The following is an 18,369-nucleotide window of genomic DNA, read 5'->3' on the forward strand; positions in this document are numbered from 1 at the left end:
CGGCTCGGCTTCGGTGGCTTCGAGGCCTGCGAGGATTTCCTTGATGCGGTCGATCGAGGACAGGATCACCGTCACCGCCTGCCCGGTCACCGGCATGCCGTCACGGAATTTGCCCATCAACGTCTCGCCGGCATGCGCCAGCGCTTCAAGCCGCGGCAATCCGAGGAAGCCGCAGGTGCCCTTGATGGTGTGGACCAGGCGGAAGATGTTATCCAGGATCTTGGCGTTGTTCGGCTCCTGCTCGAACTTCACCAACTGGTTGTCGACGGTGTCCAGGCTCTCGCTGGTCTCCGTCAAAAACTCCCGCAACAGATCATCCATGAAAACAGGCCTTCATACAGGGCGGGCACGCACGAATTGTGATGCGCCTATTCGGAATGGGGCCAGCTTCACCGCAAAGCGTTTAATATTGGTTGAGTATGTGCAAAAGAACGGAACCAACAAAGAGATAAGGCGCTCCGGACAAGCCGAAGCGCCTCGTAAAGATTTGATTAAGATGCCGAGCGCGCTGCGCGCGTTTACGAAGCGATAATGATGATGGCTTCGCCTTCCGGCTTGAGCGTCACGGTGAGCCCGCAGGCCTGCGCCAGCAGCCGCGTATAATAAGGCTGGATCGCATGCGCATCCGCGGCAGGGCCGCGCTCGCCGCTCAGCAACTCGGAGATGTTCTGCGGCAGGCGCGCATTATGTCCGGTCGCAGTGATGCGAAAGCTCATCGTTTCGCCCTCGCCGATCGGGTCGATCGTCAGCATGCCGCCGCGCGGGATCGTGTGCTGGGACACGACCAGCATGTTGAGCAGCAGCTTGACGCGATTCTTCGGCAGCAGGAGCCGCGGCAGATTCCAGGTGATCGAGCACTTGCCATCCTCGATGTGGCCGCGCGCCATGGTCTGGGCATCGCCGAGATCGATTTGCGCGCCGGAGGAGCCGGCGGCCCCGAAGGCGAGACGGCAGAACTGGAGCCGGGCGGAGGCGGTCTTGGCGCTCTTTCGAATCAGGTCGAGCGCGAATTCGCGGTCTTCCGGCTTGGGATCGTCGTCGAGCACTTCGAGCCCGTTGACGATGGCGCCGACGGGGCTGATGAGATCGTGACAGACCCGCGAGCACAGCAGCGCTGCGAGTTCGAGCATATCGGGAGCAGTAGCGGTCGCGGGCGACGAGGCGTCAGACATATAAAGGGGTCCTGGAGGGTTCCTGAAATTGCACGGCGCTGGACGCCGCGAATCACGCATGCTTGACGGATGCTGCGGGTTCTAACATTCGCCAGCCCGTGGCAGCTAGCTTGCGATAGGTTCGAAGCGGCCATAAAGCGCTGCAGGCGAATCAACTGAGAGGGGCGAGACTTGCTGACGAATGAGGCACACAGGTGAGGATCATCGACGCCGAGGCCGCATCCCGGTTGATGGAGCCGCTCACCGCGCTGGTGGTGAAGGCGGGCGAGGCGATCCTCAGCGTCAACCGGGTGGCGATGCGGATCGACGGCAAGCAGGACGGCTCGCCGGTAACCGAGGCGGATCTTGCCGCCGACCATATCATCGCGGACGGCCTGGCCCAGCTTGCGGGCGACGTTCCGACCCTTTCGGAAGAGCGGACCGAGCTCGCCTCGCCATCGTTTGATGGCAGCTTCTTCCTGATCGACCCGCTCGACGGCACCAAGGAGTTCGTCGCCGGCCGGGACGAGTTCACCGTCAACCTCGCTTTGGTGACATCAGGCGTGCCGCTGCTGGGCATCGTCAGCGCGCCTGCGCTCGGCCTGCTCTGGCGCGGCATCGTCGGCCGCGGCGCCGAGCGCGTGAGCTTTGACGGCGCTACCATCGGCGTGGCCGAGCCGATCCACACCCGCAAGCTACCGGCGCAAGGCGAGCCCTGGATCGCGGCGGTGAGCCGCTCGCATGGCGATCCCAGGAGCGAAGCGTTCATCGATAACAGGCCCAACGCCGTCAGGCGGACGGTCGGCTCGGCGGTGAAATTCGGTCGGATCGCGGAAGGCAGCGCCGACATCTACCCCCGCTTCGGGCCCACTTGTGAATGGGACGTCGGGGCCGGCTCCGCGGTCGTGACCGCGGCCGGCGGCAAGGTGACCGACGGCAAGGGCGGCGAGCTCCGCTTCGGCGAGCGGCACGCCAGCGGCTTCATCATCCCGGAGTTCATCGCCTGGGGCGACCCGCAGGCGGCAAGACTCTGAAGGCTGCTACTGACCGAGCTTGTCCTGAAGGGCGGGCCAGCGCTTGCCGACTTCATAGAGGAACCGCTCGGGATTGGCGGCGAAGGCGTCGCGGTTGGCTTCCCGGCTGAACAGATAGAGGCGCTGCGCCACGATCGCGAAGAAACGGGGATTGCCGGCGACGGTCACCCCGCGGGCGATGTCGGCGGGGTCGTAGCCGCCGAATTGCGGGCCATAGATTTCGGGATGGGCCAGGAAGGAGGCGCGGTTACCCTCGTTGCGGAAGCGCCAGACCGCGCCCCATAGGTTCGCCTCGAACTCCGCCGTGCCCCGCATGGCCGCCCCCGCGACGAAATAAGCGACGGGGTCGAACCCTTCGATGGCGACGCCGGTGAAGCGGTTGACCACGACCCGCTCGGTGGTGGCGGCCCCGGCCGAGCTGATCGGGCCGGTGAGCCATATGCCCGGCAGCAGCCAAACGAGGAGGCCGATCAAGGCAATTCCGGGGCGCAAAGGGCTATCTTCCTGCCGTTGTGCCGTCATAGTTGCTGCGGATAACATCCGAGTCGAGGGGACATCCGGCGCAACCTAGAGCCTCGCCTGTTGGCGTCAGGTTAAGGAAGCGACCGGTTTCGGTACCAGGGGTTCTTTTATGACTTTCGCATCACGCCTTGCTGCGCTCGCGCTTGCCGCGATGGTCGGCTGGATCGTGCCGGCCTCGGCCCAGCAGGCGCCGCCGCCCAATCTGCCGCCGCCGCAGCGGACCCCGACGCCCAGCACCTACGGGCCGGACGAGCTCGTCGGCGCCGGGCACCGTTTCTTCGGCAACGTCTCGCGCGGGCTCGCCTCCATCATCGAGAAGGCGATCAGCCAATGGGGCCTGCCCAACGGCTATATCCTGGGTGAGGAAGGTTCCGGCGCATTCGTCGCCGGCCTGCGCTATGGCGAAGGCACGCTCTACACCAAGAATGCCGGAGACTTGCGCGTCTACTGGCAGGGCCCCTCGCTCGGTTTCGACTGGGGCGGCGACGGCGCGCGCACCATGACGCTGGTCTATAACCTGCCCGCCACCAACGCGATCTACCAACGCTTCGCCGGCCTCGACGGCTCGGCCTACATCATCGGCGGCTTCGGCATGACGGCGCTCACCGCCAACAACATCGTGCTGGTGCCGATCCGCTCCGGGCTCGGCCTCAGGCTAGGCGCCAATATCGGCTATCTCAAATACACGCCGCGTGCGACCTGGAACCCATTCTAGGGTTTTCCTCTCCCATCGGGCTTACGGATCAAGGTTAACGACAGGCCGGGGCTGGCTTTTTGCCGGGTCGCCATGGCATGGTCGTTGGTGAATTTTTCCTTAAGCTTGGGAGTTCTGCCCCATGGTCGAACCGATCATGTACCTGGCGATCGGTTTCCTGCTTTCGATGCTGTGCGGGCTCGCGATCGTGCCGCTGGTGCATAACCGCGCCGTGCGCCTGACCACGCGCCGGTTGGAGGCCGCAACGCCGCTGTCGATGGCCGAGATCCAGGCCGACAAGGACCAGCTCCGCGCCGAATTCGCCATGTCGGCGCGGCGGCTCGAGATGAGCGTCGATCAGCTCAAGAACAAGACCACGAGCCAGCTCGCCGAGCTCGGCAAGAAGAGCGACGCCATCAACCGCATGAAGATCGAACTTGGCGAGAAGAACGCCACGATCTTCGCGCTGGAGGCGCGCGAAAAGGCGGTGAAGGAGCAGCTCCGCGCCACCGAAGAGGAATTCAACGCCAAGACCGAAGCCTTGCGCGCCGCCGAGAACGCGCTGACCGACAAGCAGGGCGAGCTCGCCAAGATCAACTCCGAACTGTCCGACCGCTCGATGATGGCAGAGAGCCGCCAGGTCGAGCTGGTCGCGGTGCGCGCCCAGATCGAGGAATTGAAGAACCGCGTCGGGGATGCCGAGAAGGAATTTGCCGCCACGCAAGCGCGCCTCGCGCAGGAGCGCACCGAATCCGAGACCGCCTCGCGCGAGCTCGGCGATGCCCGCGGCCGGGTCGAGAACCTGAGCCAGCGCGTCACCGAGCTCGATCGCCAGCTGATCGGACAGGTGAAAGAAGCCGAGATGCTGTCGGGCCGCGTCGCCGACCTCGAAGGTCGCCTCGCCACGCAGGGCAAGCTGCTCGCCGAGCGCGACTATGAGAACAACCAGCTCCGCCAGGCCCATGAGGGCGATGAGCGCACCATCAAGGAGCTGCGGGTCGAGATCGCGGCCTTGAGCGGCGGCAAATCCTCGGCCGCCGTTCAAGCGTTGCGCGCGGAGAAGACCGCGCTGGAGGAGCAGCTGCGCACCGCCCGCGACGAGCGCGCAAAGCTCCAGCGCGACATCAACGCGATCCAGCAGCAGGCGGAAAGCTCCTGGGCGACCGAGCGCATGGAGAACGCGCTGCTCCGCGAGCGCATCAACGACATCGCCGCCGAAGTGGCAAAACTCGCGATGCAGCTCGAAGGCCCGAACTCGCCGATCGAGGCGCTGCTGGCGGCCGAGGCCGGCCAGCCGCCGAAGCCGGCGCCGCGCCCGGCCAACGACGCCGCGAACAATGGCGCGCCGAGCCTGCCCGAGGGCGGCGGAACGCTGGCCGAGCGGATCCGGGCGCTGCAGGCCCACGCCTCCCGCGCCCGCCAGCAGGGCGCGTAAGCGGCCCGAATCCGGCCTCGGTCGCGAATTTGCGCGACTGAGCCCAAGGTTTTCCGCCCCCGCGGCCCCTGGAAACTTGACACCTCAAGCCCGCACTTCTAAATCGCGGGCTCCGATGCGCCGGCCGGCCGAACAGGTCCGGCCGTCTGCATGATGGTCCCGGGCGCATAGCTCAGCGGGAGAGCGTTCCCTTCACACGGGAGAGGTCCAAGGTTCGATCCCTTGTGCGCCCACCATTCATTTTCCTGACCGCTGCCGGTTGCGGACGACGCCCTGGCCTCACGGCGGCGGGACCGCCCGTATCAAAAATGTCGAAAACAACCCCATGCACAGTAGCCGGCACCAGCCATATCAATGGGTTACGCCTTTTCCGAATCCTGGTTTGGGTTGCATGATCTGAAGAAAGGCGAGCGGCTCTAATGAGCCATCAGAACAGGCAGATCCGCATGCTCCATGATATAGCTGGTCGCCCCGCCGAATATCATTTGCCGCAACCGGGTGCGGGTGAAGGCTCCCTTGATCAAGAGGTCGCAGCCCTCAGCTCTAACGGCATCGAGGACTGCCTCTCCGGTGTCGCGATCCTCCAGTTCAACCGTTCTCGACTGCGCTGCAATGTCATTGTACCGCAGTTGCTGGACGATCTGATCGGCAGACGGTCCTGGTACCGCTTGGCCGCCAACGACGGTTAGGACCGATACCTTTTCGGCCAGACGAAGCAACGGCATGGCAAATGCGTTTGCCCGAGCTTGCTCGGTACTACCGTTCCAATGGATCATAATGTTTGTTGCGACGCTTCTTGGTGCATTCGATGGCACAAGTAGAACGGGCCTGCCGCTCTCAAACAGCGCGGACTCAATCGCGCGACGGTGAGGGCCCGCAGCATCAATGTCAGACCGTGCCATCACGATCAGATCGAAAGCGCGCCCATAGCTTCCGACAAAATCTTCGCCCTCAGGGGCGGTCTCCAGCCAGCCGAAACATGGTCGACCCAATCCAGCGGATCGAGGAACATCGTGCTTCAGCATAAATGCTTCGAAAAAGTCACGCATGTCGTTCAATTCGGCTTCGCTCTTCACTTCATACGAATCTAACAGAATGCCGGTGGCCAATTCCGCGGCCAGATATTGAGGGATGCCGAACCGGAGCGGAAAGCCTTCGATATAGGCGCCGGTACGATGCGCGAGGCGTACGGCGACATCGAGCGTGGATGTCATCATCGGAATATTTTGAAGCGGGACCAAGAGCGTCTTCATTTTCGACCTCCGGTGTTTGCAGTGAATATCGACGCAGGATTCCTAGTTTCGCTTGAATTGATGCCTACGATAATTTCACGTCGCGTCGTTCCGGTGTGCCGCCAGCCTACGCGGCAGCCTGATGATGAATTCCGTATAATCGCCGGGCTCGGTATCGACTTCGATGCTGCCGCCGTGCTGTTTCACGATGATGTCGTGGCAGATTGAAAGGCCAAGGCCAGTTCCTTCGCCTGCGGGCTTGGTTGTGAAGAATGGGTTGAATATTTTCTCTCTCACGTCGGCCGGGATGCCGGCGCCATTGTCGCGAATCCGGATCTCGACGGCGCCGCCGAGATTCGTCGTCGTCGCGCGCAGCCTTGGCTCGAAGCCGTCGCCGGCGGCGTCCTTTTGTTTGCTCGCCGCGTAGAAGCCATTTGAAACGAGATTGAGGAACACCCGCGTGATTTCCTGCGGATACAGATCGAGCGCCCCCGCAGACGGATCGAGGTTCCTTTCGAGCGTGATATTGAAGCCTGCTTTCTCGGCGCGCGCTCCGTGATAAGCAAGGTTGAGGCTTTCCTCGAGGATGGCGTTGATATCGGCCGCGCGGCGTTCGCCAGACCCTTCGCGGGAGTGCAGAAGCATATTCTTGACAATGGAATCGGCGCGCGTTCCGTGCTGCACGATCTTTTCCAAATTGCCTTGTAGCATGTGTATCAGCACGTCGATGTCCAGCCTTGCTGCCTCGCCGAGTCCGGCTGAGCGCAGCGCGTCGCCGAGTTCTTCGATGAGTTCGGAGGAAAGCGCAGCAAAATTGTTGACGAAATTGAGCGGATTCTTGATCTCATGCGCAATGCCGGCGGTGAGTTGCCCGAGCGAGGCAAGCTTCTCGGTCTGGATCAACCGATCCTGCGCATTTCGCAATTCCTCGAGCGATTGGGACAGTTCCATAGTGCGCTCGCGCAGCTCGTTCAGCAGGCGTGCATTCTCGATTGCGATCACGCCCTGGTGTGCGAAATTGGACACGAGCTCGATCTGCTTGTCAGTGAAGGGTCTAACTTCCTGGCGAAAGATCGTGATGGTGCCAATCAGCTCATCTTCCTTGAGCATGGGCACGATGACGAGGGTCCGTGCGCCGGCAAGGTCGGCAAGCGCGCGAACGTTCGGGTTGCCTTCGACGTAGGGCGGCTGAGTCCTGATATCGTCGATATGAACCGTCTGATGAGTTTTCTCGACGGTGCCTAGCCCGCTCGCCGGATGTGGGCGGATGCTCTGGTATAGCCGGGTATCAACATAAGCTTGCGGCGCGTTGTGCAGTGCGACCGTGCGAAAGCCGCCATCCTCGTAGAGATTCATGGTGCCGAAGCCGGCCCCGCAAATTCGCGTCGCGTTCTCCAGCATCTTGTGGAAGACCGGAGTCAATGCGCCCGATGAAGCGCTTATGATTTCCAGCACCTCCGACGTTGCCGTCTGCCGCTCCAACGATTCATTCAATTGTTCGAACAGACGCACGTTGCCGATGGCGATGACAGCTTGATCTGCGAAAGTCTGAAGCAGGGTGATCTGCTTCTCGCCAAATGGACGAACCTCCGTGCGACGAAGCACGATCGCACCCATGCTCTCGTCATCGCGCAACAGCGGCACGCTCAGAACGGTCCGAACGTTTGAGCGAAGCGCATATTCGCGTCCGGTCGGGAACTCCTCGCCTTCGGGCCCGAGCAGGTCGTGCACATGAACGGTGCGACGGTCGATAATCGCCCGGCCGGTGGGCGATTTGACACTGATCGCCCGCCGGCTCCACACCACGGGAACTTGTCCATGATGGGCCTGGATGACGATGTCGTCGCCGTCCCTCAGAACCACCAGCGCATCATATGCCTCGCAAAGTCCGCATGCGCTTTCCACGATCGCCTTGAGCACCGGACCGACCTCGGTCGGCGAGGAAGCGATAACCCGCAAGATATTGGCGCCGCCGGTCTGGTACGTCAGCGCCTCAGACAGATCTCGCGTTCTGGTCTGCAATTGTTCGAACAGCCGTACATTCTCGATGGCGATCACGGCCTGGTCGGCAAATGTGGCGACCAGCTCGATCTGTTTTTCCGTGAAGGGCTGCACGCGCTTGCGAGCGATTACGAGCGCGCCGATCGGCTCATTCTCACGCAGCAGGGGAACACCGAGCGCCGTGCGCTGACCAGCCATGGTGATGGACTCGTGCAGGCCGTATTCGGGATCAGCAGCGACGTCGAGGATCTGCACTGGACGGCGCTCGAGTACGGCCCGACCTGTAACCGTGCTCCGGCCGGGCGTAATCGGGTGACCCTGCAGAAACTCGATGTATTCCTCGGAAAACCCCACCGCTGCGCCGGCTTGGTATTCATCGCCCTCGCGACGCATGATGAATGCCATCTCCGCTTCGCACAGCCGTGCCGCCGAATCGACCAGCGTGTTGAGCACCGTCTGCAGATCGAAGGTCGAGCGGCTGATCACCTTCAGCACATCGGCAGTCGCGGTTTGCTGCTGGAGCGATTCGGCGAGATCGCGCGTCTTCGCTTGGACCTCATCGAACAGCCGGACATTCTCAATCGCGATCACGGCCTGATCGGCGAAAGTGGAGACCAGGTCGATCTGCTTGTCCGTGAACGAGTTCACGGCCTTGCGGCCCAGGAACAGCACGCCGATCGTTTCTCCGGATCGAAGCAAAGGTACGCCCAGGAGGGTCCGGTAGCCGCCGGCCCTCTGCTGCTCGGGATAAGCGTATTCGGGATCGGCCAGGACATCCTGGATCTGGACAGCCTTGCCGGACAGCAGGACGCGCCCAACGACGCTGCCGCGTCCAGCATTGAGTCGAATGCCCGCCGAGACCTCGGCCCACTCGGGCGAGAAATTGTACCGAGTTGCATGATAGTAGGCGCCGTCAGTGTCCTGCCGGACGATTGCCGCCATGTCGGCGCCACACAGCCACGCCGCCGATTCCGTGAGCGTGTCGAGAACCGTTTGCAAATCAAACGCGGAGCGGCTGATGACCTTCAACACATCGGCGGTCGCCGTCTGCTGCTGCAGCGATTCCCGCAAGTCGTCAGTGCGCGCCTGCACCTCATCGAACAGCCGCGCATTCTCAATGGCGATAACGGCCTGATCGGCGAAAGTCTGCAGAAGTTGCACATGATGCGGAGCGAAGGCACCCGGCTCGACCCGCGTGACGCTGATCATACCGATCACCACGCCGCCGGTCGCGAGCGGAACGAACAACATGCTGCGAAAGCCGCGGGCGCGCGCGATGAATTTGATGTCGTTTGTCAGCGCTTCGGTATCGGGGGTCGGCACCACCTTACCGGCCCGCGTCCTTTCAAAAATCTCGAAATCGGCAATCGGCCGCGGAAACATCTGCTGCAAAGCTCGGTCGGCGGCAGAATTCGTCGGCGTGAAGGCCGCCAAATGGGCAGTGCCGTCGATGAAGCGGAATACGGTCGTCGAAAAGCCGCCGAGCAGGGCATTGGCGCGCCTCGCGATTGCATCGAATACCGGCTTCACCTCCGATGGCGAACTGGCAATGATTTTGAGGATGTCCGCGGTGGCGGTCTCGCGATCTTGTGCGGCGCGCAATTCGGCCAGGAGCCGCGCGTTCTCCTGCTGCAAGTCCGCCACAACGTCCTGAGGAAGCGCGGCCATGATGAAAATCCAGGTCGCCAGCCGGTTCGCGGCCGACGTCAAAATCCAATCAAGGAAAGCGTCGGGAACTATTCCACCATCAGGTGCTTCCGACCAGACGTATCGTTAGTTGATTTTCGATCGGCTACGCGTCAATTCGCCTCCGCGATCCGCCGAAGCAGCGAGCTCCACGAGTCGCGCTGCTTTGGTCCAAATGATGGCAGATCGCTGGATCCAAGTGCGGCTATTGAGGCGGCTGATTTTGCACTCCTCCGATCTCTTAATGCGAGATACGGGTGATTTAATTTTGCTAGCTTTTTCTGCACCAATGCTTCAGACTTGCTTTTTATTAGGTATTTGATTTCTTAAAGGATGCTCCGATGGGAAAACCTGCCGTTTCCCGCGATGCTTTCCGTGGGCTGTTTGCTTTCTATACAGCGAAGGCACATCACCACCATAAGGCCGAGGGCGAACATTGGCTCGTGAAGCTGTTCGGATCCGCAGAAGATATACCCGATGCCTTACTGCTGCAGTGGTCGGACAGAGTTGAGCTACTCGGCCCTGAAACTGTTGGTCGCGTGGTGAGCCCGTGCGTCCGTCAAATCACGAACGGCAATGCTCAATATGACCATGCCAGATATGACCATGCCAGCGACTTTCTGCACTCGCTACTGAGAGACCTCGAGCAAAAAGTGCACTAATCGACACTCGCTGCGCTATCGTCGCTGATCCAGGAGCAATTGAATCTGGTGATGCGAGCCAGCTCGTGCTCGAGCGAAGCGGAGCGATCAATCAGCTGCACCAGATACCCGGAGCATGGCAGGGACGCCTACGGGCCAACGCGACGAGCCGAATGTTATGTCCGTTTACGATCCATTACGGGAAGAGCTACAGCGCAGAGGGGCGCAAACGATTCGGCTCACGTTCCCGGAAATTGAAGCAATTCTCGGCAGACCGTTGCCGCCGTCAGCGTACAAGTTCAATGCCTGGTGGGGAAACAGTTTGCGCAAAGCTGGTCACACGCAATCTATGGCTTGGCTTCATGCCGGCTTTGCGGCCAGGGTTTCACTAAGACAGCGAGCTGTGGAGTTCATCGACCTTGAAGAACTTCACCGCGTTGGGCTGCGCCCCGCCCGTACCGGCAAGGTCCATCAGAGACCATCACCAAGAGCGCACGTCAGGAACGCATCGCGTCAATCGCGTGGGCTATCAGGACCGCAACGCTGACGCCGATAAGGATAACGAGGACCCAGTTCAAAAACACGTTCGCCTCCAACCTTTGGAATTGAACGCGAGCAAATGTGCACAGTCAAAAACAACCGGCCAAAATTATTAATTTCGGCTTGGGTTGAGGATTCAATGTAACTGTTGCGTCCGTTGTCGACCCTATCGATGGAATGCCAAGAATAGAAGAACCCCGACAACGCACGCCGCGAGCGAGAGCAAGTAAATACCCACGGCAAATCCCGACTCATCTCGAACTGGAGATTTAAATGGGAACTCGCATTATGCGCCGGTCAAGCCCAAAGCTTACCGGAAACGGTTGATATGATCTTTAACCTTCCTGCTGCGGCAATCATGGCACGGGAGCCGAAAGTCTCTGCCGCGACATTCAGCTTTAAATGACTGAATTAAAAGCACTTTGCCATAGAAATTAGGTGTCTATTTAATTCCGCTCTTACGCGACTGCAACCAGCGCATTCAAAGTGAACCGCAAGAAGCGCGCGATGTGCGTTACCCGCACACGCCTTGCCGACGCCTTTTTCCACGCTTACGACAAACGACCTCGGTTTGGGGGCCGAGGTCGCCAACCTTGGGGAAGGTTTGCTCCCGACGGGGGCTTTTGATCTGGGGACTTGTCGGGAGCTTGGATTCGACTCGGAATTGGGAAAGTCGTTCCGCTTACCGAGCAAATAAAAGCGGCCTCAGCGAACGGGTGCCGGGGCCGCTGCATTTCCGGCCGTTCGTTCAGCTCACCTGTCCTATCGATCATCGTCGGGCTCGTCCGCATAGTCATCGGGCTTGTGAGCGCTCTCGGTCCACTGACGGGTTTGTCCCATCCCGATGCGGAAGGCGTTAAGGCTCATCGAACTGTCCTCGAAGAGCAGCCGTGGGCCTGACTGAGATCGAGCGCGCGTTCTCAGAGCAGTCTGGGCGGCTGAGGCCGGCTGGGCTCTGCTTCGGCTTAGAGAGACTTTGGGCCAGAGCAAAACAGCAATCCACACTTCACGGTCGCGTGCACGAAGCCATTTTGGCGGCCAAACGAAGCGGTGCTGAAACAACGCGGTCCGATGCTGAGATAATTGAGGGAGATTTAAATGCGCAGCCTAGTTTTCGGGGTAGTGCTCGTAGCGCTAGCAACGATCGGATCTTCATCGTTAGTTTCGGCCGCTCTTTCGGCAACGCGGGATGCGAAGTCCGCAACGTTCTCGACGCGGTTCGCGCCAGCAACGAATGGTCCCATCTGCACTTTGGCCCCGGGCCGCGGATAGGTTCGAGGGTGCGTTCTTAAGCGGCTGCTTTCCTAACCATGGATCGGCACTCCGCTGTTCGGTCGGAGCATGATACAATCTCGCGACTGGAAGGGATAGCAACTGCAACCAAGGTTAATTGCGCATTCGTGCATACCTGGGGATACTCTGCTAATAGGTCAATGCATCTGCATTTTCCGAATCGACGTTCCGTGGTCGCTCGCTCATGCGTCGCATTCAGGGGGTGTAGGCGTGAGCCAGTTTCTATCGATACTGCTGCTAACGACAGCCGTGGTTCTAACCATCTGCTTCGGAGTGGCGGCTTGGCGCCTCTCTGACGAAAAGGACGCCGACATCACTGGCCAGATCGCACACCAGTCGTATGGATGGAAAGGGGCACCGGCCAGATAACCCTTTCGCTTGCCTCCTGCACGCTCTCTTGCCTGAAATGCCGGTTTGCGCTTCGCTGGCACGGTCCTTGCCAATCCCGGCCTATCTTCACCGGACCTGGCAGGGAGCCGTTTCGCGATGAAACAGAAATCTCGAACCTCAAAACCGCAAAGGCCTACTCTGGCACACATAGTTTCCGAGTTGGTGAGATTGCTTAAGGCAATAGAGGATATCGAGGGCCTCAGAGAGAAAGTCCGGCTAGCAGAAGCCGCTCGCGTATTGCACTAAGCTTGGCGGGTAGAGGCGCATTAGTAAGGTGTGGCTAGATCAGCGCCGTCGCCCTGAAGCTGTCGATCGCAGGCGATCACGGCGCCCGCCAGCGGTCCTTCGAGCTGCCTCAAAATGTCGAAAACAACCCCATGCACACAAGTTGACGGGTGTTGAGCTGCCGGAGGTGTAAGACGGAGCAAGCTTCAGGCGACCCGCTCCGGCCGCCAGGCCGCGTAGAGACCAACAAGCGTCCCCATGGCGGCCAGCGCTGCCGAGAGCAGCAGCTGCAATTCCCCATCATCAGTGGGGCCTACCGACGACACCAGTCTGGTCACGATTACGAACAGGATGCCCACAGCGGCGGCTGCACCCACGCAGAGATAGGCGAGCTCTCGCGTCAGGCTGCGGCCGAGAAGTCCGAGCGCCGTGAAATACATCGCGCAGGCGTTGGGATGAACGAACAAGGCAATGCGCGCGTAAGCGCCATAGGCGTCGAACAGGGACTCGCATCGGCGCAGGGCCGCCTTCGAGGCCACCCGCTGCAGGAACGGCCTGAAGAAACGAGCCTGTCCGTAACTCAAGACGGCGCCCAGGATGATGGCGAGCCACGCCACCACAAAGACGGAAGCATCCGCCGACTTTGGATTGAGCGCCACGGACATCAGAATGAGGGCGGTTCCGGGAAAATAGCCGAAATACGGGAAGACCGCCTCCAGCAGCACGCAGACGAACATGAAGACCAGAAACCATGACGACCCGGTCGCGCCATGGACGATGGCGTTCAGATCGAAAAGGTTCGTCCTGTACAGGACGAGGTACATGCACACGGCCAGTACAGCCAGCGCGTAGAACGGCAACGCTCCCGACAGAAACCGTCTCATCCAACCATCGGGCTTTGTTTCGCGGACACGGCGGAGATCATCGATATCAGGACAAGACAACGGAAACGCATGGCTCATGCTTTAGGCGAATGGGATTGCTCCTGCAATCCTCGCCTCACCCTGCACACCCCATGCAATCGATCAAATCTCCATGTTCTGCGCGCCTGAAGTGCCGGACGCGGTCATTCCGTTCGACTTTGCCGATTCGACTTGCCGTTCTACTTGGCGCGGTATCGCAGCGCCTCCACCAGCAGCGAGAAGGCCGGGGAAGGCTGGCGCCGGCTGGCATAGTAGAGATGGTATCCCGAGAACGGCGGACACCAATCCGAGAGCACGCGGACAAGACGTCCCTCTGACAAATACGGCTGCACATGCCCCTCGGTGAGGTAGGCAAGGCCGAGGCCCTTCAACGCTCCGTTCAAGAGAAGCCCCGCGCTGTTGAACACGAGCTGGCCCTCCACCCGCACATTGAGCTCCCGCCCGTTCTTCTCGAATTCCCAAGCATACAGGCTGCCGCCGTGCGTGGGCAGACGCAGATTGAGGCAATTATGCTGGGTCAGATCCTGCGGCGTCTTCGGGCGCTTGCGGTCGGCGAAATAGGACGGAGAGCCGACGACGGCCATCCGGAGATCGGGGCTGACGCGCACGGCGATCATATCCTTGGCGACAAGCTCGCCGGGACGGATGCCCGCATCGACCTGCTGCGCGACGATATTGGTGAGCCCGTAGTCGATGATGATCTCGACATGGATGTCGGGGTATTTCGGCAGGAGCTTTCCCAGCGCCGGTAGCAGGATTTCGCTGGCGGCATATTCCGTCGCGGTCAGCCGAACGGTTCCGGCAGGCTTTTCGCGAAACTCGCCGAGGGCAGCGAGATCGCTGTCCATCTCGGTGAACTTGGGACCGATGCTCTGGAACAGCCGCTCGCCGGCCTGGGTCGGCGTGACGCTCCGCGTCGTTCGATTGAGCAGCCTGACACCCAGCCGCTCCTCCAGATTCCGGATGATCTGGCTCAGCGCGGACTGAGTCATGCCAAGCTTCGCCGCCGCGCGCGTGAAGTTGCGCTCCCGCGCCACGGCCAGGAAGGCAAGAAGGTCGCTCGCGTCGTCCCGATGCATTGATTAGTCACCCTAATAACTTCATTCGAAATCTATCACCTAATCAAGGCACGGCGAAGGTCCTAGGTTCGGAGCAGCCACCAGGAGCCCTGAATCAGCATGCCAGTGACAGCCATGCAGCCCGTCGCCTTGCTTCGCGTCACTGCGAATTTGCTGCCGATCATGGCGGTTGTCTTCGCAGCCTTCCTCGTCATCGGCATGGCGATGCCCGTGCTTCCGCTTCATGTGCACGACGGATTGGGGTTCGGCACGTTCGTGGTCGGCCTGGTCGCCGGCAGCCAGTTCGCGGCATCCCTGGTCTCGCGGCCATGGGCCGGCCACGTCTCGGACAGGAGCGGGGCGAAGCGCGGTGTCATTGCCGGCCTCATCGCGGCCGCGGCGTCCGGGCTGTTCTACCTGCTCTCGCTCGGCTTCACTGAGGCTCCACTGGCCTCGGTGACCATTCTGCTGCTGGGCCGCGGCCTGCTCGGCGCCGCCGAGAGCTTCATCATCACGGCCGCGGTCAGTTGGGGGCTGGTCCTCGTCGAGAGCGGCAACACCGGCAAGGTCATCGCCTGGGTCGGTTCGGCGATGTTCGCTGCCTTCGCCATCGGCGCGCCGGCAGGCTCAGCGCTTTACGCCGCCTACGGCTTTGCCGCGATCGCGCTCGCGACCACGGCAGCGCCGCTGCTGGCTCTGCTGTTCGTGGTGCAGCTTCCCGCGGTGGCGCCGGTGCAGCAAGTGCGCTTGTCGTTCGCCAAAGTGCTCGGCGCGGTATGGGTGCCGGGCCTCGGATCGGCCCTCGGCAGCGTCGGCTTCGGCGCGGTGACGACGTTCGTCGCCTTGCTGTTTGCCAGCCGGGGATGGGCCAATGGATGGCTTGCTTACACGGCCTATGCCCTCGCCTTCATCCTGGCGCGCGTCTTCTTCAGTCATCTGGCCGATGCGATCGGCGGCGCCAGGATTGCGCTTCTCTGTGCCCTGGTCGAAGCCGCCGGGCAGGCCCTGATCTGGCTTGCGGCACGACCCGAGATGGCACTGGCCGGTGCCGCGCTCACCGGGTTCGGCTTCTCGCTGATCTATCCCGGCTTCGGCGTCGAGGCCGTGCGCCGCGTTCCCGTGCAGAATCGCGGCCTGGCCATGGGCGCCTACACCGCCTTTCTCGACCTGGCGCAGGGGATCGCCAGCCCCGCGCTTGGATTGATCGCGACCGGAGCAAGGCTGAACGTTTTGTTTCTCGCAAGCGCCGTCACCGTGCTCTGCGCCGCGCTGGTCGCCTGGTGGCTGCTGGCGCACCCGTTCACCGTCGAAGGACATCCGCAATGAGACCGCTCGCAACCACCTTGTTGTCATTCTGGCTAATCGCGGGCGGCCCGGCCGCCGCGGGCACGGCAGCCGTCAAAGGAGCAAATCCCATGTCGACATCGGAAGACATCCGCGCCGTTGCGCCGGCGCTCGAAGCCTACGCGCAAAAGTTCGTCATCGGCGATCTCTGGAAGCGCCCGGGTCTTTCGCCGCGAGACCGCAGCATCGTCACGGTCGCGGCGCTGATCGCGCGCAACCAGACCGTGGAGCTGCCGGACTATCTCGCACGCGCGCTCGACAACGGGGTGAAGCCGGCGGAGATATCGGAGATCATCACGCACCTCGCCTTCTACACCGGCTGGGCGAACGCGGTGGATGCGATCCCGGCGGCGCGCGACGTCTTCAAGAGCCGCAACATCGGGGCCGATCAGCTCCCGCCGGCCTCTGGGCCGCAACTGCCGCTCGACGAAGCCGCGGAGAAGCAGCGGGCGACCCGCGTCGGCGAGCAGTTCGGGCAGATCACGCCAAGCCTCGTCCAGTACACGACCGACGTGCTGTTCCGCGATCTCTGGCTGAGGCCGGCGCTGGCACCGCGCGACCGCAGCGTCGTGACTGTGAGCGCTCTCATCGCGACCGGTCAGGTCGCGCAGATCACCTATCATTTGAACCGCGCGATGGATAACGGGTTGACGCGGGAGGAAGCCGGCGAGGTGCTCGGCCATCTCGCCTTCTACGCCGGCTGGCCCAACGCATTCTCCGCGGCGCCGGTGATCAAGGACGTCGTCGAAAAGCGGCCGCGCTGAGCGGAGACATGCCGTGATCAGGCGCAGGGACGTGCTCATTGGCGGCAGCGCCGCCGTTGTCATCGGAATTCGCCGCGCGCAGGCGCGCGCGTCGGAAGCACAGGAGACGCACATGGACATCGACATCAAGCGAAACGGATCGCGCCCGTCCCAGAAGGGACCGCAGGACTGGTTCACCGGCACGGTACGCATCGACCCGCTGTTCCAGGCCCCTGATCCGGCTCGGGTGGGCGCAGGCCAGGTTACCTTCGAGCCGGGTGCCCGCACCGCCTGGCACACGCATCCGCTCGGACAGACGCTCATCGTCACCGCGGGACTGGGTTGGGTTCAGCGCGAAGGTGGAGACATCGAGGAGATCCGGCCGGGCGACGTCGTGTGGTTTCCGCCGGGACTGAAGCATTGGCATGGCGCCTCGCCGACGACGGCGATGACCCATATTGCCATCCAGGAATCCTCCGGCGGCAGGAACGTGGACTGGATGGAGAAAGTGAGCGACGAACAATATCGGAAGTAACGGACGGGCGCTGTAGAGTGCGTTCTGAGACATCGGGAGAAGCAGCGCATGGCGATCATCTTCATCACCGGCAGCACGGACGGCCTCGGCCGGGCGGCGGCGCAATCGCTCGTTGATCAAGGTCACCGCGTGGTGCTGCACGCGCGGGCGGCGGATCGCGCCGCCGATATCGGCGAGTTCGCGTCGCGTTGCGCCGGGATCGTGGTCGGCGATCTCCGCAGTGCCGCAGATGCAAGAAGCATCGCCGACCAAGTCAACGCGATCGGTCGCATGGACACGATCATCCACAACGCCGGCGTCTACACGCGGCCGGACCGTGGCGCGACGCCGGAGGGCCATGCCGAAACCCTGGCCATCAACACGCTTGCGCCGTACATGCTGACCGCCCTGATCGAGCGGCCCGACCGATTGGTGTATCTCAGCAGCGGATTGCACCGCGGTGGAGAGGGCTCGCTCGACGACCTCGATTGGACACAGCGGGACTGGGATTCGGCCAAGGCCTATGCCGAGAGCAAGCTGCACGTTGTCGCGCTGGCGTTCGGTCTGGCACGACGCTGGCCCAAAGTCCTGAGCAACGCCGTCGATCCCGGATGGGTACGCACCAAGATGGGTGGTTCGGGCGCCCCGGTCGATCTCCACACCGGACAACAGACCCAAGCCTGGCTCGCGGTGAGCGAGGAGCCCGCCGCCCTGGTCAGCGGGCGCTACTGGCATCATCTCCGGCGGGAGGAGCCGGCCAGGGAGGCGACCGATCCGGATTTTCAGGACGCACTCATCGAAAGATTGGGCAGGCTGACCGGAGTTCCGCTTCCGCAGACTTAAAGCGCGATGCGATTTGGATGAATCATCTTCGCGCTTTAGGTTGTTGTTTGCGCATGATCTTTCCGGAAAACCGCTTCGCACTTTTCCGGATCATGCTTTC

16 protein-coding genes and 1 tRNA gene are annotated in these 18,369 nt (G+C 61.9%); 10 read left to right on the top strand and 7 right to left on the bottom strand.

What is annotated here, in order from left to right; translation table 11 throughout:
- Together GA0061098_RS16705 and chpT are read right to left on the bottom strand one after the other, a co-directional pair.
- The coding region (locus GA0061098_RS16705) for an Hpt domain-containing protein (protein WP_208610655.1) at window positions 1-321 on the bottom strand (321 nt) is incomplete at its 3' end.
- A 197-nt stretch (window positions 322-518) separates the two neighbouring features.
- Window positions 519-1,172 carry a histidine phosphotransferase ChpT gene (gene chpT, locus GA0061098_RS16710; RefSeq protein WP_165637410.1) on the bottom strand — a complete coding sequence of 218 codons (654 nt, stop codon included), beginning with the start codon at window positions 1,170-1,172 and terminating at the stop codon, window positions 519-521.
- A gap of 230 nt (window positions 1,173-1,402) precedes the next feature.
- Here chpT and GA0061098_RS16715 point away from each other — a divergent pair, with 230 nt between their 5' ends.
- Window positions 1,403-2,185 carry a 3'(2'),5'-bisphosphate nucleotidase CysQ family protein gene (locus GA0061098_RS16715; protein WP_091958786.1) on the top strand — a complete coding sequence of 261 codons (783 nt, stop codon included), beginning with the start codon at window positions 1,403-1,405 and terminating at the stop codon, window positions 2,183-2,185.
- 6 nt (window positions 2,186-2,191) lie between these two features.
- Here the strand turns inward: GA0061098_RS16715 and GA0061098_RS16720 are convergent, their stop codons facing one another.
- Window positions 2,192-2,677, bottom strand: a complete 486-nt coding sequence (locus GA0061098_RS16720; protein WP_091957866.1) for a YHS domain-containing (seleno)protein — start codon at window positions 2,675-2,677, stop codon at window positions 2,192-2,194.
- Window positions 2,678-2,816: 139 nt separating this feature from the next.
- Here GA0061098_RS16720 and GA0061098_RS16725 point away from each other — a divergent pair, with 139 nt between their 5' ends.
- The 3 genes from GA0061098_RS16725 (at window position 2,817) to GA0061098_RS16735 (ending at window position 5,072) form a co-directional block, all read left to right on the top strand.
- Window positions 2,817-3,422 carry a DUF1134 domain-containing protein gene (locus GA0061098_RS16725; RefSeq protein ID WP_018322430.1) on the top strand — a complete coding sequence of 202 codons (606 nt, stop codon included), beginning with the start codon at window positions 2,817-2,819 and terminating at the stop codon, window positions 3,420-3,422.
- Between the two features lie 121 nt (window positions 3,423-3,543).
- Window positions 3,544-4,836 (top strand): coiled-coil domain-containing protein, encoded by a 1,293-nt coding sequence (locus tag GA0061098_RS16730; RefSeq protein WP_091957870.1) that lies wholly within the window; start codon window positions 3,544-3,546, stop codon window positions 4,834-4,836.
- Window positions 4,837-4,997: 161 nt separating this feature from the next.
- Window positions 4,998-5,072: transfer RNA gene (locus tag GA0061098_RS16735), tRNA-Val, on the top strand.
- Window positions 5,073-5,252: 180 nt separating this feature from the next.
- Here GA0061098_RS16735 and GA0061098_RS16740 read toward each other — a convergent pair.
- Window positions 5,253-6,089, bottom strand: coding sequence for a universal stress protein (locus GA0061098_RS16740; protein WP_091957873.1), 837 nt, complete (start codon window positions 6,087-6,089; stop codon window positions 5,253-5,255).
- Window positions 6,090-6,164: 75 nt separating this feature from the next.
- The gene (locus tag GA0061098_RS16745) at window positions 6,165-9,737 is read right to left on the bottom strand and encodes a GAF domain-containing protein (RefSeq protein ID WP_245323394.1); all 3,573 of its coding nucleotides are present in this window, start codon (window positions 9,735-9,737) and stop codon (window positions 6,165-6,167) included.
- A gap of 359 nt (window positions 9,738-10,096) precedes the next feature.
- On the opposite strand from GA0061098_RS16745, the gene GA0061098_RS16750 reads away from it, so the two are divergent.
- Together GA0061098_RS16750 and GA0061098_RS47425 are read left to right on the top strand one after the other, a co-directional pair.
- On the top strand, window positions 10,097-10,417 hold the full coding sequence (locus GA0061098_RS16750; protein WP_091957879.1) for a hypothetical protein: 321 nt from the start codon (window positions 10,097-10,099) through the stop codon (window positions 10,415-10,417).
- A 157-nt stretch (window positions 10,418-10,574) separates the two neighbouring features.
- Window positions 10,575-10,943: a DUF7662 domain-containing protein gene (locus GA0061098_RS47425; RefSeq protein ID WP_430649266.1), complete on the top strand. Its 369-nt coding sequence runs from the start codon at window positions 10,575-10,577 to the stop codon at window positions 10,941-10,943.
- 2,107 nt (window positions 10,944-13,050) lie between these two features.
- Here the strand turns inward: GA0061098_RS47425 and GA0061098_RS16760 are convergent.
- The gene (locus tag GA0061098_RS16760; RefSeq protein WP_091957883.1) at window positions 13,051-13,728 is read right to left on the bottom strand and encodes a hypothetical protein; all 678 of its coding nucleotides are present in this window, start codon (window positions 13,726-13,728) and stop codon (window positions 13,051-13,053) included.
- Between the two features lie 218 nt (window positions 13,729-13,946).
- On the bottom strand, window positions 13,947-14,846 hold the full coding sequence (locus GA0061098_RS16765; RefSeq protein ID WP_091957886.1) for a LysR family transcriptional regulator: 900 nt from the start codon (window positions 14,844-14,846) through the stop codon (window positions 13,947-13,949).
- Window positions 14,847-14,945: 99 nt separating this feature from the next.
- Between GA0061098_RS16765 and GA0061098_RS16770 the strand changes: the two genes are divergently transcribed.
- The 4 genes from GA0061098_RS16770 to GA0061098_RS16785 all read left to right on the top strand — a co-directional run bounded on the left by GA0061098_RS16770 (window position 14,946) and on the right by GA0061098_RS16785 (window position 18,269).
- Window positions 14,946-16,151 (top strand): arabinose transporter, encoded by a 1,206-nt coding sequence (locus GA0061098_RS16770; RefSeq protein WP_245323396.1) that lies wholly within the window; start codon window positions 14,946-14,948, stop codon window positions 16,149-16,151.
- Window positions 16,148-16,933, top strand: coding sequence for a carboxymuconolactone decarboxylase family protein (locus GA0061098_RS16775; RefSeq protein WP_091957894.1), 786 nt, complete (start codon window positions 16,148-16,150; stop codon window positions 16,931-16,933). Before GA0061098_RS16770 ends, GA0061098_RS16775 begins: the two co-directional genes overlap by 4 nt.
- Window positions 16,934-17,051: 118 nt before the next feature.
- Entirely contained in the window at window positions 17,052-17,447 is a 396-nt protein-coding gene (locus GA0061098_RS16780; RefSeq protein ID WP_201760055.1) for a (R)-mandelonitrile lyase, read from the top strand.
- Window positions 17,448-17,495: 48 nt separating this feature from the next.
- On the top strand, window positions 17,496-18,269 hold the full coding sequence (locus GA0061098_RS16785) for an SDR family NAD(P)-dependent oxidoreductase (RefSeq protein WP_091957899.1): 774 nt from the start codon (window positions 17,496-17,498) through the stop codon (window positions 18,267-18,269).
- Window positions 18,270-18,369 lie beyond the last annotated feature (100 nt).

Origin of the sequence: Bradyrhizobium shewense, assembly GCF_900094605.1 — a bacterium.
In the GTDB taxonomy this organism is placed as follows: Bacteria; Pseudomonadota; Alphaproteobacteria; order Rhizobiales; family Xanthobacteraceae; genus Bradyrhizobium; species Bradyrhizobium shewense.